20 protein-coding genes are annotated in these 25,566 nt (G+C 54.3%); 13 read left to right on the top strand and 7 right to left on the bottom strand.

Going from position 1 to position 25,566, the window contains the following annotated elements; translation table 11 throughout:
• Positions 1-9 precede the first annotated feature (9 nt).
• The 7 genes from MMC1_RS03170 to MMC1_RS03140 all read left to right on the top strand — a co-directional run bounded on the left by MMC1_RS03170 (position 10) and on the right by MMC1_RS03140 (position 7,963).
• Entirely contained in the window at positions 10-1,011 is a 1,002-nt protein-coding gene (locus MMC1_RS03170) for a GHMP family kinase ATP-binding protein (RefSeq protein ID WP_011712305.1), read from the top strand.
• On the top strand, positions 1,011-2,183 hold the full coding sequence (locus MMC1_RS03165) for a DegT/DnrJ/EryC1/StrS family aminotransferase (protein ID WP_011712304.1): 1,173 nt from the start codon (positions 1,011-1,013) through the stop codon (positions 2,181-2,183). The genes MMC1_RS03170 and MMC1_RS03165 overlap by 1 nt, the downstream gene beginning before the upstream one ends.
• Positions 2,183-3,013: a transketolase gene (locus tag MMC1_RS03160; protein WP_227665295.1), complete on the top strand. Its 831-nt coding sequence runs from the start codon at positions 2,183-2,185 to the stop codon at positions 3,011-3,013. Before MMC1_RS03165 ends, MMC1_RS03160 begins: the two co-directional genes overlap by 1 nt.
• On the top strand, positions 3,010-3,942 hold the full coding sequence (locus MMC1_RS03155) for a transketolase family protein (RefSeq protein WP_011712302.1): 933 nt from the start codon (positions 3,010-3,012) through the stop codon (positions 3,940-3,942). The genes MMC1_RS03160 and MMC1_RS03155 overlap by 4 nt, the downstream gene beginning before the upstream one ends.
• Positions 3,943-4,037: 95 nt before the next feature.
• Positions 4,038-5,036, top strand: coding sequence for a glycosyltransferase family 2 protein (locus MMC1_RS03150; protein ID WP_011712301.1), 999 nt, complete (start codon positions 4,038-4,040; stop codon positions 5,034-5,036).
• Positions 5,033-5,782 (top strand): nucleotidyltransferase family protein, encoded by a 750-nt coding sequence (locus tag MMC1_RS03145; protein WP_011712300.1) that lies wholly within the window; start codon positions 5,033-5,035, stop codon positions 5,780-5,782. Before MMC1_RS03150 ends, MMC1_RS03145 begins: the two co-directional genes overlap by 4 nt.
• Positions 5,783-6,316: 534 nt before the next feature.
• Entirely contained in the window at positions 6,317-7,963 is a 1,647-nt protein-coding gene (locus MMC1_RS03140) for a carbamoyltransferase family protein (RefSeq protein ID WP_011712299.1), read from the top strand.
• Positions 7,964-8,068: 105 nt separating this feature from the next.
• Here the strand turns inward: MMC1_RS03140 and MMC1_RS03135 are convergent, their stop codons facing one another.
• Positions 8,069-9,928, bottom strand: coding sequence for a hypothetical protein (locus tag MMC1_RS03135; protein ID WP_011712298.1), 1,860 nt, complete (start codon positions 9,926-9,928; stop codon positions 8,069-8,071).
• A 125-nt stretch (positions 9,929-10,053) separates the two neighbouring features.
• Positions 10,054-10,257: a hypothetical protein gene (locus tag MMC1_RS03130; protein WP_041640718.1), complete on the bottom strand. Its 204-nt coding sequence runs from the start codon at positions 10,255-10,257 to the stop codon at positions 10,054-10,056.
• Between the two features lie 264 nt (positions 10,258-10,521).
• On the opposite strand from MMC1_RS03130, the gene MMC1_RS03125 reads away from it, so the two are divergent.
• The 3 genes from MMC1_RS03125 (at position 10,522) to mobB (ending at position 12,604) form a co-directional block, all read left to right on the top strand.
• On the top strand, positions 10,522-11,505 hold the full coding sequence (locus tag MMC1_RS03125; RefSeq protein ID WP_011712296.1) for a hypothetical protein: 984 nt from the start codon (positions 10,522-10,524) through the stop codon (positions 11,503-11,505).
• Between the two features lie 324 nt (positions 11,506-11,829).
• The gene (gene moaD, locus MMC1_RS03120; RefSeq protein ID WP_041640716.1) at positions 11,830-12,081 is read left to right on the top strand and encodes a molybdopterin converting factor subunit 1; all 252 of its coding nucleotides are present in this window, start codon (positions 11,830-11,832) and stop codon (positions 12,079-12,081) included.
• 4 nt (positions 12,082-12,085) lie between these two features.
• Positions 12,086-12,604 carry a molybdopterin-guanine dinucleotide biosynthesis protein B gene (mobB, locus tag MMC1_RS03115; protein WP_041641889.1) on the top strand — a complete coding sequence of 173 codons (519 nt, stop codon included), beginning with the start codon at positions 12,086-12,088 and terminating at the stop codon, positions 12,602-12,604.
• Positions 12,605-12,627: 23 nt separating this feature from the next.
• Here the strand turns inward: mobB and MMC1_RS03110 are convergent, their stop codons facing one another.
• Positions 12,628-14,967: a bacteriohemerythrin gene (locus MMC1_RS03110; RefSeq protein ID WP_011712294.1), complete on the bottom strand. Its 2,340-nt coding sequence runs from the start codon at positions 14,965-14,967 to the stop codon at positions 12,628-12,630.
• Positions 14,968-15,233: 266 nt separating this feature from the next.
• Complete coding sequence (tgt, locus tag MMC1_RS03105) at positions 15,234-16,397, bottom strand: tRNA guanosine(34) transglycosylase Tgt (protein WP_143711344.1); 1,164 nt, start codon at positions 16,395-16,397, stop codon at positions 15,234-15,236.
• A gap of 787 nt (positions 16,398-17,184) precedes the next feature.
• Between tgt and MMC1_RS03100 the strand changes: the two genes are divergently transcribed.
• The gene (locus MMC1_RS03100) at positions 17,185-17,808 is read left to right on the top strand and encodes a hypothetical protein (protein ID WP_011712292.1); all 624 of its coding nucleotides are present in this window, start codon (positions 17,185-17,187) and stop codon (positions 17,806-17,808) included.
• Positions 17,809-18,446: 638 nt separating this feature from the next.
• Here MMC1_RS03100 and MMC1_RS03095 read toward each other — a convergent pair.
• A complete protein-coding gene (locus MMC1_RS03095; protein WP_011712291.1) occupies positions 18,447-18,779 on the bottom strand; it encodes a hypothetical protein in 333 nt (110 codons plus the stop codon).
• 328 nt (positions 18,780-19,107) lie between these two features.
• On the opposite strand from MMC1_RS03095, the gene MMC1_RS03090 reads away from it, so the two are divergent.
• The gene (locus tag MMC1_RS03090; RefSeq protein WP_011712290.1) at positions 19,108-21,210 is read left to right on the top strand and encodes an FkbM family methyltransferase; all 2,103 of its coding nucleotides are present in this window, start codon (positions 19,108-19,110) and stop codon (positions 21,208-21,210) included.
• On the opposite strand, the gene queA is transcribed toward MMC1_RS03090, so the two are convergent.
• Together queA and MMC1_RS03080 are read right to left on the bottom strand one after the other, a co-directional pair.
• Positions 21,202-22,293 carry a tRNA preQ1(34) S-adenosylmethionine ribosyltransferase-isomerase QueA gene (queA, locus tag MMC1_RS03085; RefSeq protein ID WP_011712289.1) on the bottom strand — a complete coding sequence of 364 codons (1,092 nt, stop codon included), beginning with the start codon at positions 22,291-22,293 and terminating at the stop codon, positions 21,202-21,204. The two genes, MMC1_RS03090 and queA, sit on opposite strands and share 9 nt — an antisense overlap.
• A gap of 122 nt (positions 22,294-22,415) precedes the next feature.
• Positions 22,416-24,863, bottom strand: a complete 2,448-nt coding sequence (locus MMC1_RS03080) for a DNA internalization-related competence protein ComEC/Rec2 (RefSeq protein WP_011712288.1) — start codon at positions 24,861-24,863, stop codon at positions 22,416-22,418.
• Positions 24,864-24,956: 93 nt separating this feature from the next.
• Between MMC1_RS03080 and MMC1_RS03075 the strand changes: the two genes are divergently transcribed.
• Entirely contained in the window at positions 24,957-25,232 is a 276-nt protein-coding gene (locus tag MMC1_RS03075) for a hypothetical protein (protein WP_011712287.1), read from the top strand.
• Positions 25,233-25,566 lie beyond the last annotated feature (334 nt).

Raw genomic sequence — 25,566 nt, 5'->3', positions numbered from 1 at the left:
GATGCTCGCGTGATCATTACCCGCACACCGTTTCGCATCTCCTTTTTCGGTGGAGGTACCGACTACCCCGCCTGGGCCGAGGCCCATGGTGGGGCCGTGCTCGCCACAGCGATCAACAAGTATTGCTACATCTCCATACGCGAATTGCCGCCCTTTTTTGAACACAAATATCGCATTGCTTACTCCCGTCTGGAACATGTGCGGGAGATTGATGAAATTCAACACCCGGTGGTGCGTGAAGGCTTGCGTAAATATGCCATGCAACATGGGCTAGAGATCCACCATGACGCCGATTTGCCTGCCCGCTCGGGTTTGGGCTCCAGCTCCTCGTTTGCAGCGGGCTTTCTTAAAGCCCTGCATGCTTTTGAAGGTCGCATGATCACCAAGCTCGAACTGGCCAAAGAGGCCATTGATCTGGAACAAAACCTGATTGGTGAAAACGTGGGCAGCCAAGATCAGATTTTGGCCACCTACGGGGGGCTCAATAAGGTTGAGTTTTTGCAAAACGGCAGTTTTAATGTCATTCCAGTTATTCTCCCTAGGGCACGCATCGCAGCGTTTGAACAGTCGTTGTTACTGGTCTTTACCGGTCTTACCCGGATTGCCTCGGATGTCGCCAAACAGAAGATTGCCAACCTGCACAAGCGCAGCACGCAACTGCATAGCATGCGCGCCATGGTGGATGAAGGCTTGAGTATTCTCAACGACAGCAAACAGCCCATCGACCGTTTGGGGACGTTGCTGCACGAAAACTGGCAACTCAAACGCACCCTCTCTGACGTTGTAAGCAACCCCCACATCGACGAAATCTATGCCGAGGCCATGGCCGCCGGGGCGACCGGGGGCAAGTTGATGGGGGCAGGTTCCGGTGGTTTTATGGTGTTTGTGGTCAAACCGGAGCGACGCGAACAGGTAAAAAAACGGCTGCATAAGCTGATTCATGTAAACTGCGCCATTGATAACGATGGCTCCCAGGTCATTGTGTATGAACCCCAGACTGGATACCGTTGATGAGCTTCTATCCCTTGGCTTTTGACACCTTTGGTCCCGAAGAGAAACAGATACTGCATGAGGTGATCGACTCTGGCTACTTCACCATGGGGGCACGGGTTAAACAGTTTGAAGCCGCCTTTGCCGACTATTTTGGGGTCAAGCACGCGATTATGCTCAACTCGGGCTCGTCGGCCAATCTGGCTGCGGTGGCTGCGCTGTTTTACAAGCAGGATAACCCGCTCAAAGCTGGGGATGAGGCCATTGTGCCCGCCATCTCTTGGAGCACCACCTATCACCCTCTTCAGCAATACGGCATGCGCCTGCGGGTGGTGGATGTAGAGCCAGAGAGCCTGAACATGGATGTGCGCCAACTGGAGGCCGCTTTAACCCCTAAAACCCGTCTGCTGGTAGGTGTCAGCATTCTCGGCAACCCAGCGGCGCTGGATGTGATGCGCCAATTTGCAGATCAGCATGGCCTCTATTTTTTAGAGGATAACTGCGAATCGTGCGATGCTTCGTTAAACGGGCAAAAAACCGGCACCTTTGGTGATTTGGGCACCTTTAGTTTTTTCTTCTCCCACCATATTTCTACCATGGAGGGGGGCATGGTGCTTACCAACCATACGGAGCTGGATCACCGTATGCGTGCCATCCGCGCCCATGGCTGGAGCCGGGATATACCAGCTGAGACCGACATTTTTCAACGGGGCGAGAGCGACCATTTCGAAGCCTACCGCTTTCTTATGCCCGGCTATAACCTGCGCCCTGGTGAGTTGCATGCGGCGGTGGGGGTGCAACAACTGGCCAAAATGCCGGAGATGACCGCGCGCCGTCGCCAAAATTTGGCGCTTTTTCAATCCCTGTTTCAGGATGATCCACGTTTTATCATCCAGCGTGAAAATGGGGTGAACTCCAGCTTCTGTTTTCCCATTGTGCTCAACCCAGCCATGCAACCTGACCGCAACCGCGTGTTTGCCGCTCTGAAGGCGGCGGATATTGATTTCCGCATCATCACCGGTGGCTGTTTTACCAAGCACGATATGGTTAAATATTACGACTATGATGTGGTCAACACCCTAACCCACGCCGAAACCGCCCATGATCTTGGCTTTTTTGTGGGCAATGCCCCGGTGGACCTCACCGCGCAGATTCACCGCGCTCATGGGGTACTCGACAAGGCGTGTTCCTAATGTCTCACCGTCAGGAGAGCCCCATGGAGCTCAGCGCCAAAGCGATATGGGTGCGTGAACAGACCCTGCTGCTGCACCAATACGCGCCCGGTACGCGGGTTGCCTCGTCACTCTCGCCGGTAGAGTTTTTGGTCTCCCTTTACTATGGCGGCTATCTGCGCCACCGCCCCCAGGAGCCGCGTTGGGCGGGGCGGGATCGGCTGATTATGAGCAAGGGGCATGGTCTGGTTAGTCTCTACCCCATTTTGGCCGATTGTGGCTATTTTCCCATGGAAGAGCTGCCCAAAATTGCCACCCAACAGAGCTATTTAGGGGTTATCCCCGATGCGGGCATTCCCGGCGTCGAGACCACCAATGGCGCGTTGGGGCATGGCCTGGGGGTAGGCGCCGGTATGGCCATAGCACTCAAAGCGCAGGGCTCCCAAGCCCGCGTCTGTGTGGTGTGTGGCGATGGCGAAATGAACGAAGGCTCGGTGTGGGAGGCCATCATGTTTGCCCCCAAGCATGGGCTGAACAATCTTATGTTGGTGATTGACGACAACAAAATCTCCATGCTGGGTTTCCAACGGGAGATCCTTAATCTCTCCCCCTTTGTGGATAAACTGAGCGCCTTTGGTTGGGATTGCCACCGCCTCGATGGTCACGACATGGCCCAGGTGCAGACACGGATGCAGCAGCTATGGCTTAACCCAGGGCAACGCCCCTGTGCGGTGGTGTTGGATACGGTTAAGGGCAAGGGGGTGGCCGCGCTGGAGAACAGGGCATTGAGTCACGTACTCTCCCTAAGCCACGACCAAGTGGAGACGGCCATCCAGGAGTTGCGCCCATGAGCGGCATAAAGACCATGCGCGATGCCATGATCGCCCGGATTCTTGATTTGATGGCAACCGATGAGCGCCTCTTTTTCCTCTCGGCGGATATGGGGGCCCCCCTGCTGGACACCCTGCGGGAGAGCTACCCCAAGCGTTTTATCAATGTGGGCATTGCTGAGCAAAACCTTATCAATGTCGCCGCTGGTCTGGCGATGGAGGGGTGCTGCGTCTACACCTTGGCCATTGCCCCCTTCTATTTGCGTGCTTTTGAGCAGATCCGTAACAATCTTTCCATAGCCGCGCGCTTTAATCCGCTCAATGTCAATATGATGGGGATTGGTGGCGGTGTGAGTTATGATATTTCCGGCCCCTCCCACCACGCCCTGGAGGATCTGGCGACCCTGCGCTCTTTGCCCGATGTGGCGGTGATCTCACCCGCCGACTGGTTGGCTGCGTCCCAGTTGCCCGATTTTGCCCAAACCGCGCCTTACCCTAAATATATTCGCCTCGACGGCAAGGGTCATGAACCGGTAACCACCCAACCGATGGTGTGGCGTCAAGGTTTTCAAACCCTGCAACAGGGGGCGCGGGCCGCTCTACTGACCACCGGCTTCATGACCCAAAAGGGGCAAAAACTGGTGGCTGAGTTGGGCGAGGCGGACATCGGGCATATTGATCTGTTTCAATTCACCCGCGATTTGGATGAACAGGCGCTGGCCCAAACCCTGCGCGGTTATGGACGCCTCGTTACCCTGCACGAAGGCTATCTGGGCCGGGGTGGGTTGGATACCCTAATTGACACCCTCTGTCGCCAGCATGGTCTAAGCATGCCGGTGACACACTTGGGTTTTCCTCTTGCCCACCAATTTTTATTTGCCCCCCGCGAGCATCTACACGCCGCTTGCGGCATGGGCATCGAGGATGTCAAAACTGCTTTGCTGGCATAAACCACCCTCTTGGTCACAGGCACGGGCTCCTTATCCCCAACGGGAGTCCTGCTTGGCCAAGGGCATTGCTCGTCCCTTCTCCGTGAGGCCACACCATGTCCACCGATGCCCCCTTAATCTCCATCATTCTATCATTCCGCAATGAAGAAGATAATCTGGATGAACTGATTCGGCGTCTTAAACTGGCCTTTGTGGATGTGCCCGAAGATTTTGAACTGCTGTTTGTGAATGATGACTCCAATGACCGCTCCTTGGAAATTCTGGAGCGTCACCACAGCGAAGATAGCCGCATTAAGATCTTGAACATGTCTCGTCGTTTTGGCGTGTATGAGTGCATGTTGGCAGGCATGATTGCCTCGGTTGGCGATGCGGTTATCTATCTGGATTCCGATCTTCAGGACCCCCCCGAGCTCATCCCGCAAATGTTGGAGCAGTGGCGCAATGGTGCCGATATTGTGCACACCACCCGCACCGAAAGGCAGGGGGAAAACGCCATAAAAATGTTTATTACGCGGCTCGCCTATCGGACAATCAATGCCATCTCACATGTAGATATGCCTGAAAATACAGGTGATTATAAATTACTTAGCCGCCATATTGTGGATCGTTTGATCACCATGGATGAGATCGAGCCCTATATGCGCGGCTTGATTCACTGGATTGGTTTTGACCAACGTTACATTTACTATAAACGCGAGCCTCGTTTTGCGGGTGAGGGCCATTTTCCCCTGTTGCGTAGTTTGATGCCCACCAAGGTGTTCATCAATGGGCTGCTCTCTTTTTCGGTGGCCCCGCTCTATTTTGCCCTGATCACGGGTTTGGTGGTCTCGGCCCTGGCGCTGCTCTACATTGTGGTTATTCTTATGACCAAATTGATCGGCTGGAACTTGCCAGGCTGGACCGCCATTATGGTTGCACAACTGTTACTGGGGGGGCTCAACCTCTTTACGGTGGGGGTATTGGGCATGTATGTGGGTAAGATTTTTAAACAGATTAAAAACCGCCCACGCTTTATCGTTAACACCACCAAGGGTTTGGATGGACGCATGGTGCACGATGCACGCACCCCCTTGCCAAGAAACCTTGACCGATGAGCCGCCCAAGCTGTGGCCATATTCCGGTGTTTGTACTGGCGGGGGGTCAGGGCACCCGCATTCGCTCGGTGTTGGGAGAGAACACGCCAAAACTGCTCGCTCCGCTGGCGGGTCAACCCTTTTTGCACCATCTCTTGGGGTGGTTAACGCATTTTGGGTTTTGTGAAATCAGCTTTGGTCTGGGTCATCTCGCCGCACCCATTGTGGAGGCTTTGCAGAACCATGCCGATCCTCAACTTAGGCTGCGTGCCGTCACCGAGCCAACCCCCATGGGTACAGCGGGGGCCATTCGCTATGGGCTGCAAAGTGGCGTGCTGGACCCCCACAGAAGCCTGTTGGTGATGAATGGCGACAGCATGGTACAGACCGACCTCACCCGGTTTGTCGCAGCTCACCAAGCCAAGCAGGCCGCTGCCACCCTGCTCTGCGTGGCCATGCAGGATTGCAGTCGCTTTGGCCGCATCACCTGCAATGGGGATCAACAGATTGTGCGTTTTTCGGAAAAAGATACCCAAGATCACCGCCCCGGCCTGATCAATGGCGGCTTTTATCTGTTTGAACCGGCCATGCTCGAACAGATCCAACGCATGCCCGGCCCCTCCCTTGAGCATGATGTTTTTATGGGGAGCCTGCCCTTTCCTCTCTATGGCTACCCCTGTGACGCCCCCTTCATCGATTTTGGCACCCCCGCAAGTTTTGCCCAGGCCCACCACTTCTTTGCCCCCAGCCGCAGCGACGATCTGTAAACAAACGACCTTTTTGCCTAACATGAATGATTATTAACCTATTTATTACGTTTTGCAGGGGTTACATAGCGTTTTGATCGATCTAAATACATCTTTTAGGCATGTTACCGATAAATTTTGCATGGATTTTGCTAATTAACAACCAATACACGGTCACCTGCGAGCAGGGCTTGGACCCAAAGGCAGTCGTGTTTGCGCACCCTTTGCGGGTACGTTTTGGCTCGGTGCATTGAGCAAAAGTCTGCCCTTATGCATGAGAGAACCACGCGGTTGAGACCTCCTTTTGGTCGCATAATGATATTTTTGCCCAAAAATGATCATCAACCCTGTTTTAACCCGCGCCCACTAACCTTACAGGTGGGGGCGATGCCCATGCATGTGGCTCTACCATCTTAGGCATCTTATGCATAGGCCATTATATGGTGGTTGCATGGACCGGTTGCATGGATCCTCGCATGAAGAGTGCGGCCCTTATGCATTCGAGCAACAAACGGGCGAGCCCATGACAGATCAATACCCCTACAGGAGTATGGCATGTTTGTTTTAGGTTTAAATGGCGGTCTGGGTCATGACCCTTCCGTCTGTTTGATGCGCGATCATGAAATTTTGTTTATGGCCGAGGAGGAGCGTTACACCCGCCAAAAACATGCCCGCCACCAAGCCCCCATACATGCAACGGCCGCCGCTCTACAGCACGCGGGCATCACCATGAACGATGTTGACTATATCGCGGCAAGCTGGATGCTCAACCCAACCAATCAAGGGGCTTTGGAAGGTCTATTAAAAAGCAAGTCGTTTTTAGGGCTGCGTGTACCAAAAATTGTACAATCGGAGCACCATCTTGCCCATGCCATGTCTGCCTATTTTAGCTCTGGCTATGACGATGCCGCCATTTTGGTTGTTGATGGCAGCGATGCTGAGGGTTTTTCCACCAGTATTTATAAGGCCTCGGGTTATCATGTCGAAAAGATACAATCGTTTCCCGTGCATGACTCCTTAGGCCACTTCTACGATGCCGCCACCCGCTATCTGGGCATGAAAAATGGGAACGAAGGCAAAACCATGGGGCTGGCCTGCTATGGAGAGGTCATCGACCCGATTGAACCCTTAGAGATCACGGAGGATGGCTACCAAGTTAATTTAAGCAACCTCTTTCCCGATGATAACGACGATTTTGGTACCATCAAAATGTGGTTTGCCTGGTTTGAGCACCAGTTTGGCGCGTCACCCTATACACGGCCTGAGTTTAATCATAACGCCTCACAATTTCACTATGAGATCAACTTTACCCAGCACCAAAAAAATGTGGCGGCCTCCGTGCAACGGGCTTTAGAGCGTGTACTGCTCAACCTGGCCAAACAAGCGCTGCACAAGAGTGGTTCTCGTAACTTGGTGCTCTCTGGCGGGGTTGCCCTTAACTGCTCCGCCAACGGCTTTTTGTTGGCACAGGGCATTGCAGACAGCATCTATCTAATGCCTGCCTCTCACGATGCGGGCACTGCGCTGGGCAGTGCGCAATATTGCTATCAACTCTACCATCCCAATCCACAAAAGTTTCAACCCTTGCGTAGTGCGGCGTTGGGTAGCCGATTTACCAATGATGATGTGGCCGCCACGCTTAAACGGTACAACATTAAAGCCAAACGGTGTGATGATATTGCCGCCACCACCGCCAAGTCTCTTGCTGAGGATAAAGTGGTGGGGTGGTTCCAGGGTGCTATGGAGGTCGGGCCACGGGCATTGGGGCAACGCTCCATTTTAGCCAACCCCAGCCGCCAAGGGATGCTTGACCATGTGAACCATATTAAAGGCCGTGAAACGTGGCGCCCATTAGCCCCCTCCATGCAACGGGAACATGCCGCCGATTACCTGGAAATTGCCGATTTTGAACCCTTTATGCTTAATGCGCGGCAAGTCAAGCAGGAGATGCGCAACGAAATTGCCGCCGTTACCCATGTGGATAACAGCTGCCGCCCCCAGATGGTGGATAAACAGACCCACGGGCGTTATTGGCATATGTTGGAACATCTCAAGGGCTATACGGGGCATCCTGTAACCATGAACACCTCATTCAACCTACGGGGCCAACCCATTGTCTGCACCCCAACCGAAGCCATTCAAACCTTTTACAGCAGCGGCTTAGACTGTCTTGCGCTGGAAGATTTTTTATTGGAAAAATAATAAGATCAATACAGATTTAGCCATGCAGCGGCGGTTCTCCCCAAGGCGTTTTTGCGCCTTGGGGAGAACCGCCGCTGCATCCTGTTAGACGCTGGACCCTGGGTTTTATTGAGGGATCTCATACAGGCGCATGCGACAAAACTCGGCAACCACCGGCAGATCTAACTGCCAGCGATCATCCACCAACAACCGGTCATAATGCAGCGGCGTGGCGAGGGCCTGCCACTGCGCTTGTGAACGGCCCTGCCAACACGTTTGCACCTCCTCAGGGGTGCCCTGCGCTTGCGCACAGCCAAACTGCTGCCCCACCTGCTGAGCTTTCCATATACTATTGGGGTTATAGGCATGACCCATGATGGGAAACGCCGCCTGACACTTACCCGTGGCATACAGGACCATTTTATTGAGTGAACCCCGACCTAGGGCACCCGGGCCGATCATCATCATGCCATCCCCCTGGGCCACCTTCTCTTTAAAGGCACCTAAATCATCGTAACAACTGTTTTTTACATGATGACGACGCTTATGGAAGGCCTCTTCCGAAAAAATCTGGGCGGGGCGAAATTCATAGATGGAGCCCCCCACAAACAGCGCCACCACAACCCCCAGCAACACCTTGGGGGCCGCCACCCATGACCAGCGATCCGTGGGCAGCGCAACCCCTTTTAAGGTCAACAGAACCGCAAGATAGAGCAGCGCCAACAGCACCTCCGCCGCCGCGCTGCCCCCCGGGGATTTGCCAAATATTTTACAATCCACGCAGGGTGTTAGAGGCAGGTGGTTACGGTACACCGCTGAAATGATAAAAAGCAGGGTCAGAAAGGCCAGCACAAACCGGGCACTACGGTTTTGACGCTGCCAGCCAAGCTGTACCATCAAGGAGACCATCAGGATAAGATTAAGGATGGTATTAAGGTTAAGCCAACGGTTATAGAGCAGCATGTCTAGGAAAACCGGTACCTGCTGGGCAAACAGCTCATGCAGGGTGCGCACCCCCACCAACAGCGCTGTAAAAATCAGCATGGTAAATAGCAACGTGCGCCCAGCTCCTTGGAGCAACGTGGTATCTTTATGCCTCATGGCCAACCAAGCAAGCATTGCCAAGGTCAGTTCTGGTAAGAAGAAATGCAAACCCGTTAACCACGGGTTGGCGGCGTCGCCAATGAGTTGGTTGTGTCCAGTGCGCCCGTGTTGCTGCACCCATTGCTGGGCAAGCTGTTGTAGCTGCTCGGCATCCACCCCCAATGCCGGCGGGTGAACATAGAGGAAATGTACCGTGATGGAGGATAAAAAGACCAGCAGCCCAGCAGCAAGGGGTATGCCTAGCGATCTTTGCAAAAGCGGCTCACGCTGCACTTTAAGGGCGATGCCGCACAGCAGCCACGTCGCCACCCCCCAGGTTGGATGGATAGCCGGGGCCATACCTGCCATGAACAGGGCAGTGGTACGCCATCCGGCGCTCAGCAGGGCAACCGTTAACAGCGCCCAAAACATGGCGACAATGCCAAATATGGACTCATTGACCGGGTAGGAGACCACATAAAAATGGTCCGGCATAAGCCGCACATCCAAAAAGGCCAAAGGCATGAGCAAGGCCATTAAACGCATCCGCGCAATCACCAGGGTCGTCACCCCCACCGCCGCAAAGGCCAGGGCGGTATAGAGCCCTGAACAGAGCAGATTGGCCACCCAACTTGAGAGACCCCACTTAATCATGAGCGCCGGCAGTTGGGCGATTAGGGTATAGGTCGCCCCATGCAAGAGGTAGAGCGTGCTGTCGCTGCGGCAGGTGGTACTACCACTCATCAATTGCCCCAGGAGGGTACTGACCAGCCATTTTGGTTCGATGAGGGTGCCATAGGTAAAACCCAAGAGCAGACAAAACAGCAACACGACCCCAACACTGCCATCTTTGGCCTTAGGGTTCCACGCATCGAAAAGCCATGTTTTCATCATTTTTTCCATTCGTAACACCAGCGTCTGCCCTGTATAGCGCGTCACCCCACCTGCCGGCCATGATCCATACCCACCGCACAACAACCCTTTAAAGCGGTCGAGACCTCAACCACTGGGCGCACCGTACCGCATGTTTAATAACAGCCCTCGCGCACCCAACGCCAATCATTGTGCCGGTCTGGAGCGTGCAGTACCGATCCACAGGTTTGGCACAGCCACACCGGGGCTGCTTTTAAAAAAGCCTGGGTCGCCTGCGGCTGACTTTGCAGCGCGCCATGGGGCGCCGCATAACGCCCCAAACGTAGCTGTTTTTGGCACGCCTCACAGGGGTAACTCATCTTAATGCTCCCAAGCCAATGCAGCCGTCGGTTCCATAATCGGTTGAGGCTCCCTTTGTACCCACGCGCAATACCTTTCCAGGTACCCCACTGGATCAAACCGCGCGGTTGCCACGGCAACCCAAAACGGGCATGGCTTAGGACAATACAATAAGAGTGCCCTTAAAATAGATTTTTTTTTAAACTTTCACTATACTGTGGTCACAAAGGGAAGCGCTTAATGCGACCACTACCCATCATCTAACCCATGCTGGACCTTAGATCATGCGACCCCTACTTAAACGCCTTAACCGCCACGCTGTCATCAAACCATTCATGCTCTGTTTGGGTGGCTTGAGCGGCAGCCTTATGTTTTGCTGCAACGCCTTGGCCGACAACCTAACCGGCTTGGCTTATCCCGTCTTGGTCGCCTCACAACTGCATGCGCATCAAGACCCCAGCAGCCGCTTTACCGCACCGGCTACCGAACCCTTATCTGACGGGCTTAACCTACAGCCTAACCTAAAGACCACGCTGTTTTTGGATGGCGCGAACCTCACCACCCAAGAACAACCAAGCTTACGCCTGTTTTATGGGGATAACCCCAATCTTTATCTGGAGGTTGGACGCAAGAACCGCCCCTTTGCCGCCACCGCCACTCATTGGGATAATCTCTCCCTAGCTGGTGAGATGGCGCAACTCCCCGAACAGGGGGTTGCCCTTGGTGTGCAAGCTGCCGATGGCCTTTATGGTGAGCTCTACGTGGGTAGCCTGCACAGCAGCTTAGCGCAGCCCAACAGCTATGCCGCCCATATGGGCTACCTACACAATGGTGAAAGCTTCTCCATGGATGTGGGGGTGCGCTATAGCAGCCATATGCAGTTAAATAGCAGCATGGGAACCCAGGAACTTCAAGGCATCGGTGCCCACGGCATTTTTAACATGGGCTCATTGACCCTACTTGGGGAGTATGTCGCCACCACAGATGGGGGATACGTCTCAGAGAGCGCAACCGCCCTGCGCCCCAGCGCCTGGAATACCGAGTTGGGCTATCGCTACGTGCTAGGCCGTGTCAACACCACCTTTGCCGTGGGTTATCAGGGCAGCGTCTCATCCTTAAACGCAGAATCGCCTGAGGATAGTTTTTTGGCGGGGGTGCGCATGAACCTCTTCCCCAACAGCGCCCTCTCTTTGGAACTGCGTCGGGATAGTCTGCCCGATCAAGCCTCGGATGAGGCGGCTACCGTCAAATTTGCGGTGGATTTTTAGCCAATTCAGCCTGCTAAATCGTGCGCCTCTGCCTAAAATAACGCAACATGGCGATCTGGGGCGGTTGGTCGCTGGTGCTGGCAGCCTAGAGACGGGCAAGGATAGAGCGTGCCGCCGAAGCGTGCCCATGGCTTAACGGGGTGCTGGCCACAAGCTTAACGGTTCGCATCCAGACGACCCTTGATGCGAACCCAGCGCGGCTCACCCTAGCTGCCACGGCACCTTGCCCGCCCGTTCGATGCACCAGGCCATGGTGCAACGATGGTTGCAACGCCGCAACACAAGCCGTTTTTCTCTCACCCGTATGGTTACGAAAGGACGCCCATGGCTAATCTGCTATTTTTTGCCTCGGTCAAAGATAAGATGGGCATGCCTGCCACCCAACTGGCCCTGCCCGCATCCGTCACGAATGTTGCCAGTCTGATGCTTTATCTACAGGGTTTGGGTGATCCCTATGCCCATGCCTTGGCAGGCGGAGATGTGCAGGTTGCTGTCAACCAAACCCATGCCCGAGGTGAAGACCCTGTGCAAAATGGAGATGAAATCGCCTTTTTTCCACCCGTCAGTGGCGGTTGACACCATGGATACCCCCATCATTGGCTTTTTTGCAGCCAGCGGTACCGGCAAAACCACCCTGATCGAACAGCTCACACATATTCTCAGTCAGCGGGGTTATGTGGTCACTGTGGTTAAGTATGGGCATCATGAGGCCAACCCCGATACACCGGGCAAGGATAGTGATCGTTTTCGACGTGCAGGGGCCGAGAGCGTCTTTTATGCGGGACCCAACAGCTGGTTTCAAATACGTCAGCATCCCACCACGGAGCAACCCGACCCCCGTCAGCTCCTACCCTATATGGATGACCCGGATCTAATTTTGGTAGAGGGCATGAAGGGCGGTGATATTCCCAAAATTCTGGTCCATCGGCACGCATTAGATCGCGCCGCCACGCCACCCTCGCCATCCCCACTGCGGGCGGATAACCTGCTTGCTGTGGTGAGTGATGATCCCCACTACCCCACCCAGCTCCCCCTGCTGCCGCTGAATGATGCCGAGGTCGTGGCGAACTTTATTATGGACCATTTTTTCCTTGTTTAAACCTGGACTGCCCTGAGCTGCCACTAACGAACATAGGTGCCATAGGGCTTGTCGCTGCCGAGAATGTGGTTGCTTAGCCAATCTTTAAGAAAACCCACCAGCCTTAAATTAATACTGGCCTGACCCCTTTCAAAATCTTGCTGAAAATGCTGCACCTGCTCGATCAACGCCCGATGTTCTGCCATATGCGCCTGCAAATCGGGGTAGTGCATCTGCTTGAGCAGCGCCTCCTCATGCTTAAAATGGTCCTGGGTATAACGCATTAAAGCCTCTAGAACCGGCTGCCCCTGTTTGGAGCTGCCCCCCTCCAGAATGGTATGGTAAAGTTGGTTAATTAACGCCACCAACTGGCTGTGCTCTTTATCCATCTGCGCGACCCCAATGACCAAATGGCTGTTCCATGGCATGAGGTTGGGTTGCGTATCTTTTGCGATGGCCATCTCTGCCACCATATAGAGTTGGTCCAGCATATCGAACAGTCTGCCACGTAGCGTATCAAAACGCTGCATCCCTGCCACGGCAGCCTCTAACTCCTGTTGATTGGCTAAGGTGACCACCTCTTTGGCCATTTCGTGCACCTTAAGGTGAACCTCCCCCAATTCTTGAAAAATCGGCAAGTGGCTAAATTTGGTTTCACCCTCGCTATAATACCACAGGCCAAAGGCACATTGACGACCGCTGGCCATCTCCTCGGCACGCATGGCAATGCGACCCCGGATCACCTGTTCCAATTTACCCAGCCACGCCAAGTGGGCCTGTTTAACCCCCTGCACATCAAAGGGCTCGGGGGGCGTATGGTAGCCACGGACCGCATCCCGCAAGGCGACATCGGTGGCGTCGATCACCCCGGTTAAGAACCCCGCATGCTCCACCGAACCGTGCAGATAATCCATCAAGCGGATGGATTGAATCATGCGTTTCTGCACCTCCACCGATGACGAAAAAATCTCTTTTGCGCCCAGCTGAACTTTATCTGACTCGCGCTGGGCCAGTTCGCTCTGACGAGCGACCTCTTCGGCAAGTTCCGCTAAGTGCGAAGCGGTCTCGGCAATAACCCGGGTACCCTGGGCTGCCTCTAAAGCGGAACGGGCCACCTCCTGCGCGGCCACGGAAAGTTCAGAGGTATTACGCGTTACCTCATCTGCGGCAAAGGTCACAGACTCAATAGAACGGCTAATTTCATCCACCCCAGCCGCTTGGTCATCCACCGCATCGGTAATGGCTTGGTTGGTTTTAGCCAGACTGTTGATTACCTCATCCACCTTGCGGGTAGCTTGCACGGCACCCTCGGTGCTGGCCTGCATCTGCTGAATGCGACTCTCAATCATGTTGGTTGCTTCACCGGTCTGGGCCGCCAGCGCTTTGACCTCATTGGCCACCACCGCAAAGCCCTTACCCGCCTCCCCCGCGCCAGCCGACTCAATGGCCGCATTCAACGCCAACATATTGGTTTGGTCCGCAATATTACGGATGGTTTTTACGGCCTTATACACCTCGGCAGCCTCTCCAGCCAAGCCCCGCATCACCTCACGGGTAGCATGGGAGAGCTGGTTAGCCTCGGCGGACATGCCATCGGCGGTTTGGCAGCGACTGCGCACATCATTGAGCGAAAGATTTAAGCCACCAATAGCCCCCGATACTTGACTTACCGAGTCATTAACCCGCCCCAACAAAGACCGTACTTGGTCAATGTTGGAGGTCATCTCTTCAGCCGCCGAAGCCATGGTAGAGACATTGACATCGGCCAACTGCGCCGATTGAGCAATTTCTGTAATATTTTGCGCCAGACTCTCCACCGCGCCCGCGACATTGACAATACGTTGTTGCGCTTCACCAACATGCTGATTGAGTTGTTGAATCTCTTGATCCAGGCGATCATTCTCCCGTGTCACTTCCCAAGAGAGCGCTTTAGAGTCATGCGAATCTTTATACAACTGCTCCCGCAGCGGCCCCAACTCCTGCACCACCGCCGCCACGCTCCGGGCCTGGAGTTTGACGATACGCAACACCCAATCCAACTGATCGGTCAGCATACCGACTTGCTGCTCCACACCACTCCCGCGCGTCTTTGCGTCTAAATCGACCCGATGCGTAAGATCTCCTGTGGTCAACACATCCAACTGCTGGTTTAACCGCCACTGTTGCCGCTGGAGTTGCTGCCGCAACACCAGTAAGCCCATGCTAAGCAGCCCTATTAAACCGCACACCAGCACCATCGACCAAGTAACCAACGATTGGGCCTCACCCGAGAGACTCATGTGACGCAGCTGCTGGCCGCTCCATACAGTGATTCCCAGTACCAAGAGGATACTCACCATGATGACGATTTGAACGGCCTTGGTCCAAGCAGCTTTTTCCAACATGGCGATCCACCTTCTGCAATCGAAGTTTTTTCGTATCTCTAATTTCTAACTGTAAAATTGTGTTGGCTAAGCGGGAAGATGTAAAGCACCAAACTGTTACAAAAGTATGTCAGTTTTCAGTAACCTATTGGATATCCTAAAAATCCACACGTCACTCTCCCCCATTTTTTTTGCCAGGAAAAATTTCAACAAGGGTGGATAGATGATATTTTTCATTTATTATACGAAAAGCCTATGCCGAGCGACAGGCTTTCTTCCCACAACCCCTAAGCACCCTCTGTCACAGCAAAGTAGTTGTGCAGAAAATTTGCTTTAAAAGCTGCGAAATCACCCTGGCTAATCGCCTGCCGCATTTCAGCCATAAGCGTTTGGTAGTAATGCAGGTTATGCAGCGTCATGAGGCGCATGCCAAGGATTTCATTGGTGCGGAACAGGTGGTGGATATAGGCACGGCTATAGTTTTGGCAACAGTCACAACCACAACTGGGATCCACTGCTTCCAGACTCTCCCGATACTCAGCGCGCTTGATATTGATTGGTCCATAACGGGTGAGCAACTGCCCATTGCGGGCATTGCGGGTGGGCAACACGCAATCGAACATATCTATACCCCGCTCTACCGCCATGACCAGATCGGGGGGTTTTCCCACCCCCATCAGATAGCGGGGTTTGTCTGCGGGCAGAAAAGCGGGGGCATAGCTCAGTACCTCTTCCATCAACGCTTTGGGTTCGCCCACCGATAGACCACCCAGGGCATAGCCATCAAAGCCCATCTCTAGGGTACGCTGGGCAGAGATTTCCCGTAGATCGGCATACATCCCACCCTGCACAATACCAAACAGCGCCCGCCCGGGTTGGTTGGGCGTTTTAGCGGCCAAACTGCGGCGTCCCCAACGCAGGGTAAGCTCCAGGGAGTTGGCCACATAATCCCGTTGGGCGGGATAGGGGGGGCACTCATCAAACTGCATCATGATGTCTGACCCCAGCGCCTGCTGAATCTGTATCGAGATTTCTGGGCTGATAAACTGCTTGGAGCCATCAATATGGGAGCGGAACGTCACCCCATCTTCGCTAATTTTATTCAGTTCGCCCAGACTAAAGACTTGATAACCGCCACTGTCGGTTAGAATAGGCCCCCGCCAGTTCATAAAGCGGTGTAGTCCTCCCAACTGTTGAACCCGTTCATGACCTGGGCGTAAAAACAGATGGTAGGTATTGCCCAAAATAATCTGTGCACCCAGTTTTTCCACCTCCTGGGGGGTCATTGCCTTCACGCTGCCTTGGGTTCCCACCGGCATAAACGCGGGGGTCTCAATGCTACCACGGGGGGTATGCATGACCCCGCGCCGCGCACCGCTGGCATCGGTGTTGTGCAGGGTAAAAGTAAAAGGGGTGCTCAGCTCGGCAGAAAAGCGGTCTGCGGGGGCCATATAGGGTTCTCCACCTTGGCGCATCGAAGGAAGGGGAGTTATAACCAAATTCCCCACGCGCTACCACCGTAAACGCACCAAGCAGCGATTTCAAGCCCACCCAGCCAACCGCAAGATTACCCTGCCCATGGGTGATGCCTCGCAAAATACAGATGAAAAGAGAAAGAAGGAGACTGATGCAACGTAACCTGGAAGGACGTGATGGTCCCCATAATTCGGTCAAAGTCAAAAAAGAGCGTTGCTCATGAATAAAGTGTATGTCCTGAATTTCCTGGTATAAGCCCTTAACTTAGCGCCATTCGTGTATGTCTCCAGAATTTTCACCAGTGGTTTGAAAAGCTTTATCCTGTGGGTTCGGGTAGTGGTCGGCGGTAATAAATAATAGAGATGAAAAAAATATCTATTATGGTGCGATGAAAAAGGCTAGCATGAGCGCAACAGCAATCTGTACGAGAGAAAACAACACCATTTTAAGGTGTGCGCTGGCTGCGTCCCCCGCCAAAAGTCACCGTTTTGGGTGGGTAATCCCTTATGAAATAGAGGGGTTTCAGCCGTAGAATTGTCTCGTCATGTTTTTGGGGAAGTTCTGGGGCACGCCTAACCCCAACAATGAAGTGTGTGTTCCCAGAATTCCCATGAATAAAGTGTATGTCCCCGGAATTCGGAATTCCATTCTGAGGGTAAAAACAGGGGTTGATATGTTGGGAGAAGCGTTCGGTCAGCACGCACCAAAGAAAGTCACCGATTCAGGTAATAACTTGTTATAACTCATCAGGAACTAAATTTTATGCGACGCGCACTTTTCGTCATGATACTAACCTGCCTCTCGTTCAACGCTCTAGCTGCGGATGATTCCTTTTCCGGAACGCATTGGGTGATATTTCAGCCTATCCAAGTGGCCGGTGATATCCAAGGATGTCAACTAACATTCTTGACGGCAACCGCAGATCGCGTTTATCTCAACGGTAATCAAGTCGCTGTAAATGGAAGCATAGTTCTCAGAGCAACCGATCGTGCTTTAGGCCTGGCGCTAAAAGTCGGCTTGAAAAACATGACCTCGCCATCGTCTTCATTTGAGCGGCCAGCCTTTGCATATCTACAGACTGCTTCTGGTTCTACAGCGAAGTCACGACAACAATCGTTCGATGAAGAGCCTGGCTACAAGCTCTTTGTTTATAGCGCCACCGATAACGATACTAAGAAGGTGCTACTTGAACTAATGGCTTCGAGAAAAGTATCTATCGTGTATAACCGAAAGATTGGTGGGATGGATGTATTGGTGCCGTTGGATCTTATGGTTGCTAATTCTGAATACACGCAAGACCAAAAAGTGATTCGCACGAGGTCGCTGGAGGGAGTAATTGGTTTCGTGAAATGCTCCGAGCGTATTATCAGTCGCGTCCTCGATTAGACCGGACTTTCTTCTTAAAAAAAACAGCATAATATATTGATATAAAGCTGAAAACAACTTGAATTGGGTGTAAGTCACTGGGCACATCAGGGTTGGAGTTCTGGGGACATACACTTAGGAGTTTAGGAGTTCTGTGGAGTTCTGGGGACATACACTTAATTGGGTAATGTAACTGTCCCCGGAATTCGGCGACACTACCAAAAATTAATGAGGTCTAATCATGCGCTCTCTTTCTTTCAGCTTAGTATTCCTTCTGGTTGGTTGTGCTTCTATTGAGCCTGAACCTTTTTTAGGCCCGGATGGAAAACCTGGTTTTATTATGCATTGCAGTGGGATGGGGCGGAATCTGGCTCAGTGTTACCAAAAAGCTGGGGTTTTATGTCCTGAAGGTTACAAGGTAATCAATCAAGATAGTTCCATGGTAGGCTTGCCCACAGCTAACGGGATGATTATTGCCCCAAGACAGTCACTAGCCATTGAATGTAAGTGAATCCAAAATTAGGGAGTTCAGGGAGTTCCGAGCAGTGGGGGAGTTCTGGGGACATACACTTAATTGGGTAGAGTTCTGTGAATTCTGGGGACAGGGGCGAATGGCGCTAAGTTAAGAATTCCGAGGACATACACTTCATACGGAATTCTCAGAATTCTATTCCTACTTGTGGCCCGAGTAGCCGATGCCGTCGCCCCCTTTTTGCAACGATGTTTGAACCATCACCATGAAGGAGAGGCTGGTCCAGCTTTTCCTGCTCTCCCAAATACTTGACCGATCCGGTAAAGGCTTTAGCCAAAGAATCATCCTCAGCCCAGCGTGCATAGGGTTTATAGAGTCCGGTGTAGTGGATCACTGGCTTCCCCGGTGGCTCTTGAGGGATCGGTTGCTGTTTCCACGGCATACCCGTATAGAGGAGCTGAAGGATCAGGTTGAACACCTTGTGGTAGCCAATTTGGCTTCTGGGACCACGCTTGGACATTGCGAGCTACGGTAGGATCCATTGATTGAACACCTGCTCCTCAAGTTAAACTGGCATCCGATTGTATGGCTGAGCCTTCTTGGCTATATCACTCATCCTTGATCTCCTTGAATCGAACCCTTCGATGATCCAAGGCCCATCAAAAAGACTCCGCATTGCAAGGGGTTGTAGAGTCTAAACATTTGCAACCATTCATCAGCATGCAAGCGGGTCGCTCTTGTAAACTTTGCAACGATTTTATTATCATAGCGATAGAGTGGTCGTTAACCGCCCATATTGGCCTATTTTAGGGCACCTTAGTGCCTCTTGAGTTAAGGAAAACCCTTCAATGACAGCGGTTAAACAGGCCCTGTGGCAACGCTTACTCCCCAAGCAGCCCCTTTTAATGGAGGTTGGCTCAGCCACCCTGCACCATACCCTGCTGCCCCACTGCCACGATGCCCAGTTGCACCAATTGCTAAGCGACCACAAGGTGTGGCATACCACCCTGCATGGCGAGCCCCCCTTCCCCCTCTCTCCCAGCAACCACTGCCTCTACCTCTGTGTGGACCATCAGCCCGACCGCGCCCGTTACCCCCACACACCGCCCAATTCGAGCTTGGATGATTACTGTCTCAATGGCGGATTATCCCATATTGACTATCTCCAGCTTGGGCCGGGGCTGGATCTGCAAGCTTTGCTGCAAGGAGCGCAGCGGCTGTTGCAGCGCCGCGCCATCGAGTGGCTGCACCTACCCCACTTAACCGCTCCGCTGGATGAAAGTTTGGCCCACCTGTTTGAACGCTGTGGGGTACATGGCTACCAGATCATACAGGTGGCCGCCAATGGGCAGCTTACCCGCCATCAACAGCCCCAAAGTTGGTTGACTGAGCACCCCGCCGAGGTGATGGTGCTGGCCCCACGCCACATGGGACGACTCATGCCCCAGGAGCAGCATAGGTTTTTGCTGCATCAAACGTTACCCCAACATGGCATCCAAGCCCAAAACGTGATCCATGTTGGGGCTCATTTGGGGGAGGCTTACCCCAACTATCAACAGGCTGGCTGTGGGACTGTGCTGTTTATTGAAGCAGACCCACAAACCTACAGCCAACTGGCCCAGCGTTTTGCTCACATCCCCGCTGTGCGCTGCCTGCAAGGAATCCTATCCGACCAGCCTCAGCCGCTCACTGTGCACCGGGCTTCTGTTCGTCAAAGCCATACAAGCTCGCCCGTCAACGCGCCGATAGAGAGACACTCACCAACGGAAACCGCCGCAACCCTGCCCCTGAACACCACCACGCTACCCGCCCTTTTAGAATGGCATCGCATTGATATAAAAGGTTTTAATTTATTAATTTTGGATATTAAGGAGACGGCATTAAAGGTACTGCGGGGGGCAGAATCGCTGCTGGGGCGGTTTGATGCGATTATTGTTGAGGTTAGCTATCGGGAACTCTATGCCGGGGCCCCCCTTATTGATGAGATGGATGACTGGTTAGAGCAGCGGGATTTTGTGCGCAAGGCCGAGCGCTCACCCTATGACATAAACTGGGGAGATGCCCTCTATGTGCGGCGTCGGCGTCTCTCCATGCCCACCTTTGGCAAAATTGGTCGTTTTGCCAACCAGATTTTTCAATATTTTGCCCTGGAGATCATGGCCAAGCAGCTCGATGCCGTGATTGAAACCCCACCCTGGGCGGGTAACGCCCTGTACGGCATCCCCAGCCGAGGTTTAACCGGCCCCTATGGGGTGGTTAAAGACACCACCGACCGCATGGCCGCCCAACAGATGGTGCCCCTCATCCAGCAGCAGCCCCAGCGAGATTGCGAGATTATCGGTTATTTCCAGCCCCATAGCTCGCTGATGCGCCCCTGGCGTGAACTTTTTCTGCGCCTGTATCGGGTACAGGATGAGATTCGTCTGCCCCTGGATCAAGCCATTGAGACGATGATTGGTCCAGAGGCCACGCTGGTGGTGCTGCATCTCCGTCGCGGGGATTATGGTTATGGCTATTTTTTTGTCGCGCCAGAGGCGTGGTATTTAGCCTTTTTGGCCGACATTTGGCCCCGCTTGCGCAACCCTGTGCTCTACATCGCCAGCGATGATCTGCCGCAGGTTTTACCCGCCTTTGCCCACTACCAGCCCAAGACCGCTATGGATCTGCGTATCGGGCTGCAAGGCATCCCCTATTTTTCAGATTTTTATGTGATGAGTCAGGCCCACCTGCTGGCAATCTCCAACTCATCCTTCTCGTTTGCCGCCTCCATGCTTAACCAAAAGAGCCGCCTGTTTATGCGACCAGATCCCGCCTTGGAAAAGTTGATTCCCTATGATCCCTGGAATGCCGATGTGCTGCTGCGGGATATTCACCCCCATCTGCTCGACCCCAAGCATCCCAGCAATCAGCGGATTTTTGACTATTTTGGTTACACCCCACCCTCAGGATAGACCCCTTTCCTCCTCAAGCTGGGGATAGAGCAGCGTGGTATCCCCATAGGAGTAGAAGCGGTAGTTTTTCCCCATGGCATGGGCATAATCCCGGCGTAGCCGCGACCGTCCGACAAAAGCGGCCACCAACATCAATAGGGTGGATTTGGGCAGGTGAAAATTGGTGAGCATCAGGTCCACCACCTTAAAGCGGTAGCCTGGCCGTATAAACAGCCGCGTCTCTCCACAACTGGCTTGCAACACCCCCTGGTCATCCACCGAGGATTCCAAGGTACGCACCGCCGTGGTCCCCACCGCCACCACCCGCCCCCCTGCGGCTTTGGTTCGCTGGATCTTGGCAACGGCATCGGCCTCCAACTGCCGCCACTCACCATGCATCGGGTGGGCATCCAGATCCTCCACCCGTACCGGTTGAAAGGTCCCCAATCCCACATGCAGGGTCACATGGCACCACGTTACCCCCTTGGCGGCCAAACGCTCAAACAGCGCATCGGTAAAGTGTAAACCCGCTGTCGGGGCGGCCACTGCGCCATCGCGCCGGGCGAAGACGGTCTGATAGCGGCTTTTATCCTGCTGCGCATCGGAGCCGCTGATGTAGGGTGGTAGGGGCATCTGCCCATAATGCTGCATCGCCTCATCCAGACCCATACCTACCGCATGCAGGGCCACCAGCACGTGCCCCTCGGCCTGTCGTTCCACCAACTCAGCATAAAAATCTTCGCCAAATTCGACCCGTTGACCCACCTTTAAGGGCTTATTGCTGCGGGTCATGGCTCGCCATAAGGGGGGGTGCTGGGGATCGGGTTTGAGCAAAAAAATCTCCACCCTTCCACCGCTGGGTTTGTGCCCCAAGAGCCGCGCGGGGATCACCTTGGTATCATTTAATACCAACAGATCCCCCGCCTGTAGATGCTCCACCAGTTGGTCAAAACGGCTATCTTCAACCCCTTGCGCACGGCTAACCAGCAGCCGCGCATGATCCCTGGGCTCCATGGGGCGCTGGGCGATGTGCGCTGCGGGCAGATCGTAGTCATAGTGGGAGAGCCGCGTGCCATCGCCGCCAAAAAAAGAGGTCCCATTCATCCCTTAACCGCCTGTTGCCTATCTCAATGTGGGGCGTCAGCTTAACCCGCTTGCCTTTAAAAATCAAAAGATCCCACACCCGCCTTGCAGCAGCCCCCTGCCCATCACCTTGGTGCCAATAATCACGGGCAACCTTGCAAGGGGTTTTCCTGCCAGTTTTGCTGGTGAACGCCCTGTTTATCCACACAAAAACGTAGCGATCCGCTGTGGTCGGTGCGCCAAATCCGGGCACCACTCTGGCGCCAGCGCTCCAGCACCTCCGCTTTGGGGAAACCCCATTGATTGGCAACCCCCACCGAAAAAACCACCTGTTTGGCTGCGCTGGCTCGCACAAAGGGCTCGGAGCTGGAGGTGCGACTACCATGGTGCGGGGCCATCAGCCAATCCACCCCATGCAACCAGCCAGAGCGTTGCAGGGCAGCCTCCCCCCTTTTTTCAATATCACCGGGAAACAGCAGCCGTTGCCCTTGCGCCACCAGCTCCACCACCAGACAGCCCTCATTGGCATCACGCTCCAGGTTCTGCGGATCGGGGTGGCCGATGCGCCACAGCAGCTCCCCTGCTCGCTGCTCAAAGCCCTGGCTCAGATAGCGCACCAGCACCCCCCGTTGCTGGGCTACCTGCACGAGATGCTGCAAATCCCCACGTGGTTTTTCATCGGCGGGGCGCAGGGGCAGCCACAGCTCCTCCACGGCAAAATTCCGCAACAACCGCGCCGCACCGGCCATATGGTCACGCTGGGCATGGCTCACCACCACCCGTTGCAGGTGCTGCACCCCACGATCCCACAAATAGCCCGACAGCAGATGTTCCCCCACATGGTAATGGCTGCTGACCACCCCACCTGCATCCAACACACTCCAGCCATTGGCGCGATCTCGCACCACCACCGCCTGGGCTTGCCCCACCTCCAACACCGTCACCTCTAGGGTGGTGGGGGGGGTGGCACTTTGGGGCCAACTGGCCAGCAGCAGCGCCAGCAGCAGCAATGGACCACGGTAAGCACGCTGCATAAAAGCCAAACCCACCACCAGCACATAGGCCCACAGCAGGTCATCCCCCTGCCCGGCAACCCGCCACCACGCTCCGGGCAGGGTATTGACCCAGCTAACCAGCTCCTGCACCGGCCACAACAACCAACCGGTCAGTTGCAACAGCCAACCCGCCAGGGGGGGAACAAGGGGATAGAGCACCACCGCCAGCAGCCCCACCGGTACCACCAAAAAACCGACCCAGGGTATGACCAACAGATTTAACCCCACCCCATAGAGGGCGACGCGGTGGAACACCCCCGCCACCAGCGGCCCCGTCACCAACCCCAGCAATAGGGAGGCTTTAGCACTCTCTAGCCCCCCTTTAAGCAGCCTATGCCAGCGGTTGCTGCTCTGCGGTTCTGGAGGCGACCACGCCCGCTGCATGACCCCGGCCAGTTCAGGAGCTGCTGGGCTGAACACGCCCAGCAACACCACCACACACAAAAAGGAGAGCTGAAAGCCCGCCCCAAACAGATCCCATGGTTGCCACAGCAGCAACAGCAGCGCCGCCCACTGCAACGCCCGCCAGCTTTGTGGCCAGCGACCACTGCCCAAGGCCAGCAGCAACACCACCGCCATCACCACCGCCCGTTGGGTCGAGACCCCCCAGCCCGCCAAAAAACCATAGGCCAAGACACCGGGCAGGCTCAACAGAGCGGCCCACGGTTTAAGATCCCAACGCGCCACCCAGCGTAAACGGCGGCTGAGCAACCAGCGCCATAACTGGAACAAGCCTGCCGCCACCAGCCCCACGTGCAACCCTGAAATGGCGACCAGGTGGTAGAGACCCGCCACCTGCCACTGCTCTTGTAAGGGCAACGCCATGGCGTCGCGCATGCCCACCAACAGGGCTTGTGCCACCGCGCCGGTGGCTCCGGGCAGAGTGGTGGCGATCCATTGGCTGACCTGCCAGCGAAAACGGTTCCAGGCATAACCTCCACCATCGGCCAGCGCCACCACCGGGTGGCTGCTATGGCCTGTCATCACCACCCCTTGCCGCCGCAGCCATAAACCGTAGTCAAAACCGCCGGGCACCCGCAGCCCCTGCGTGGTGCGGAGCTTGGCGTGCAGCCGCAGCCGTGTACCGGGTGTGACCGACGTGGTTTGGTGGTAGAGGGTAATCCACGCTTCGCCCGGCAACGCCTCTCCCTCTACCACCAGCTCGGTAAGCTGTAAACGGTTGGCAAGCCCCCGCTGGCTCCGTTGCGCCAGCAACCCCTCTACCACCACCCCCTGCTGCCACTGGGAAGGCACGCTGAGCGGGGCCGGATTACCCCGCCACTGCATATTAAAAAAACCGACCCCCAACCCTAATAAGAGAATCAAGCCATGGCGCCACGACTTAAAATGACCCCCCATCAACCCGAGCAGGGGCAGCACCAACAGCAGCCCCACCAGCTTGGCAGCACCCCCTTGGGCGCCAACAATGCCGCCAATCATAGCGAATAAAAACAACACCAAACCACGCCCCCGCCCACCCTGGGCCGCGACCTCGTAGAAAAGAGTGTTGCCTACTTTTTGAATAGCCCCTATCATTAGCTTGCTTGAGGGGGCATATTTTTACGGTTAATGTCGGGTCGTATGAAATGCAGATTTCTATGCCTGCCCACAAGTCCAGGAGTTGCGTTCATGAGTAAACATGCAAGACCCTTGATCAGAATCAACACCCTGATCTTCGTAGGCGGTTTTTTAATCATGCTCTGGACCCTCATCGGTATTTTAGAGATGGGTGGCATTATCTCCGACGATGCCGCTATGGGCCCTTTCCTGGCTGCTGCGATCATTATTTTACCCATCTTTATCATCTTGGGTTTGGTCTACTATATGGCCCACGTTAAAAAGTGTGAAGCGTGTGGCCGCATTCTTTGGTGGCGCTGCGGACCCGATGAGGATTGCCGAAATTAACCAATTATCTTTGTATTATTGCAAAGATATGACAATAAAATATCACTATTAGTAAAAAACCCTCAAACCGCCCCGGGATTCCACCCGGGGCGGTTTTTTTGTGGTCACATATATAACGTTTACAGCATATATTAATAAATAAATCATTCTATGGTGTTAGGTTAATTATCCTGAAACGACAAGCTCCCTTTCAGGTTAAGCGCCCCATTTTTTTCTGAAACCCCCCCCATACATGCTTGCAAGGACCTTTTGCGCCGCTACAATCGAAACATAATGGTAACATGCAGGTAGGAGAAAGCTGTTTCTTTCCTTTCGCAAAATTCAAGGAAGGAGA

This window comes from Magnetococcus marinus MC-1, assembly GCF_000014865.1.
GTDB lineage: Bacteria > Pseudomonadota > Magnetococcia > Magnetococcales > Magnetococcaceae > Magnetococcus > Magnetococcus marinus.
This window is presented reverse-complemented; position numbering and strand designations above follow the sequence as displayed.

Coding starts and splice junctions, on each gene's coding strand:
- moaD (WP_041640716.1), top strand. CDS start 11,830: ATGGCTAATCTGCTATTTTTTGCCTCGGTCAAAGATAAGATGGGCATG.
- MMC1_RS03130 (WP_041640718.1), bottom strand. CDS start 10,257: ATGAGTTACCCCTGTGAGGCGTGCCAAAAACAGCTACGTTTGGGGCGT.
- MMC1_RS03140 (WP_011712299.1), top strand. CDS start 6,317: ATGTTTGTTTTAGGTTTAAATGGCGGTCTGGGTCATGACCCTTCCGTC.
- MMC1_RS03150 (WP_011712301.1), top strand. CDS start 4,038: ATGTCCACCGATGCCCCCTTAATCTCCATCATTCTATCATTCCGCAAT.
- MMC1_RS03090 (WP_011712290.1), top strand. CDS start 19,108: ATGACAGCGGTTAAACAGGCCCTGTGGCAACGCTTACTCCCCAAGCAG.
- MMC1_RS03145 (WP_011712300.1), top strand. CDS start 5,033: ATGAGCCGCCCAAGCTGTGGCCATATTCCGGTGTTTGTACTGGCGGGG.
- tgt (WP_143711344.1), bottom strand. CDS start 16,397: ATGGCCCCCGCAGACCGCTTTTCTGCCGAGCTGAGCACCCCTTTTACT.
- MMC1_RS03110 (WP_011712294.1), bottom strand. CDS start 14,967: ATGTTGGAAAAAGCTGCTTGGACCAAGGCCGTTCAAATCGTCATCATG.
- MMC1_RS03080 (WP_011712288.1), bottom strand. CDS start 24,863: ATGATAGGGGCTATTCAAAAAGTAGGCAACACTCTTTTCTACGAGGTC.
- MMC1_RS03075 (WP_011712287.1), top strand. CDS start 24,957: ATGAGTAAACATGCAAGACCCTTGATCAGAATCAACACCCTGATCTTC.
- MMC1_RS03100 (WP_011712292.1), top strand. CDS start 17,185: ATGCGACGCGCACTTTTCGTCATGATACTAACCTGCCTCTCGTTCAAC.
- MMC1_RS03155 (WP_011712302.1), top strand. CDS start 3,010: ATGAGCGGCATAAAGACCATGCGCGATGCCATGATCGCCCGGATTCTT.
- queA (WP_011712289.1), bottom strand. CDS start 22,293: ATGAATGGGACCTCTTTTTTTGGCGGCGATGGCACGCGGCTCTCCCAC.
- MMC1_RS03095 (WP_011712291.1), bottom strand. CDS start 18,779: ATGTCCAAGCGTGGTCCCAGAAGCCAAATTGGCTACCACAAGGTGTTC.
- MMC1_RS03135 (WP_011712298.1), bottom strand. CDS start 9,928: ATGGAAAAAATGATGAAAACATGGCTTTTCGATGCGTGGAACCCTAAG.
- MMC1_RS03165 (WP_011712304.1), top strand. CDS start 1,011: ATGAGCTTCTATCCCTTGGCTTTTGACACCTTTGGTCCCGAAGAGAAA.
- MMC1_RS03160 (WP_227665295.1), top strand. CDS start 2,183: ATGTCTCACCGTCAGGAGAGCCCCATGGAGCTCAGCGCCAAAGCGATA.
- MMC1_RS03125 (WP_011712296.1), top strand. CDS start 10,522: ATGCGACCCCTACTTAAACGCCTTAACCGCCACGCTGTCATCAAACCA.
- mobB (WP_041641889.1), top strand. CDS start 12,086: ATGGATACCCCCATCATTGGCTTTTTTGCAGCCAGCGGTACCGGCAAA.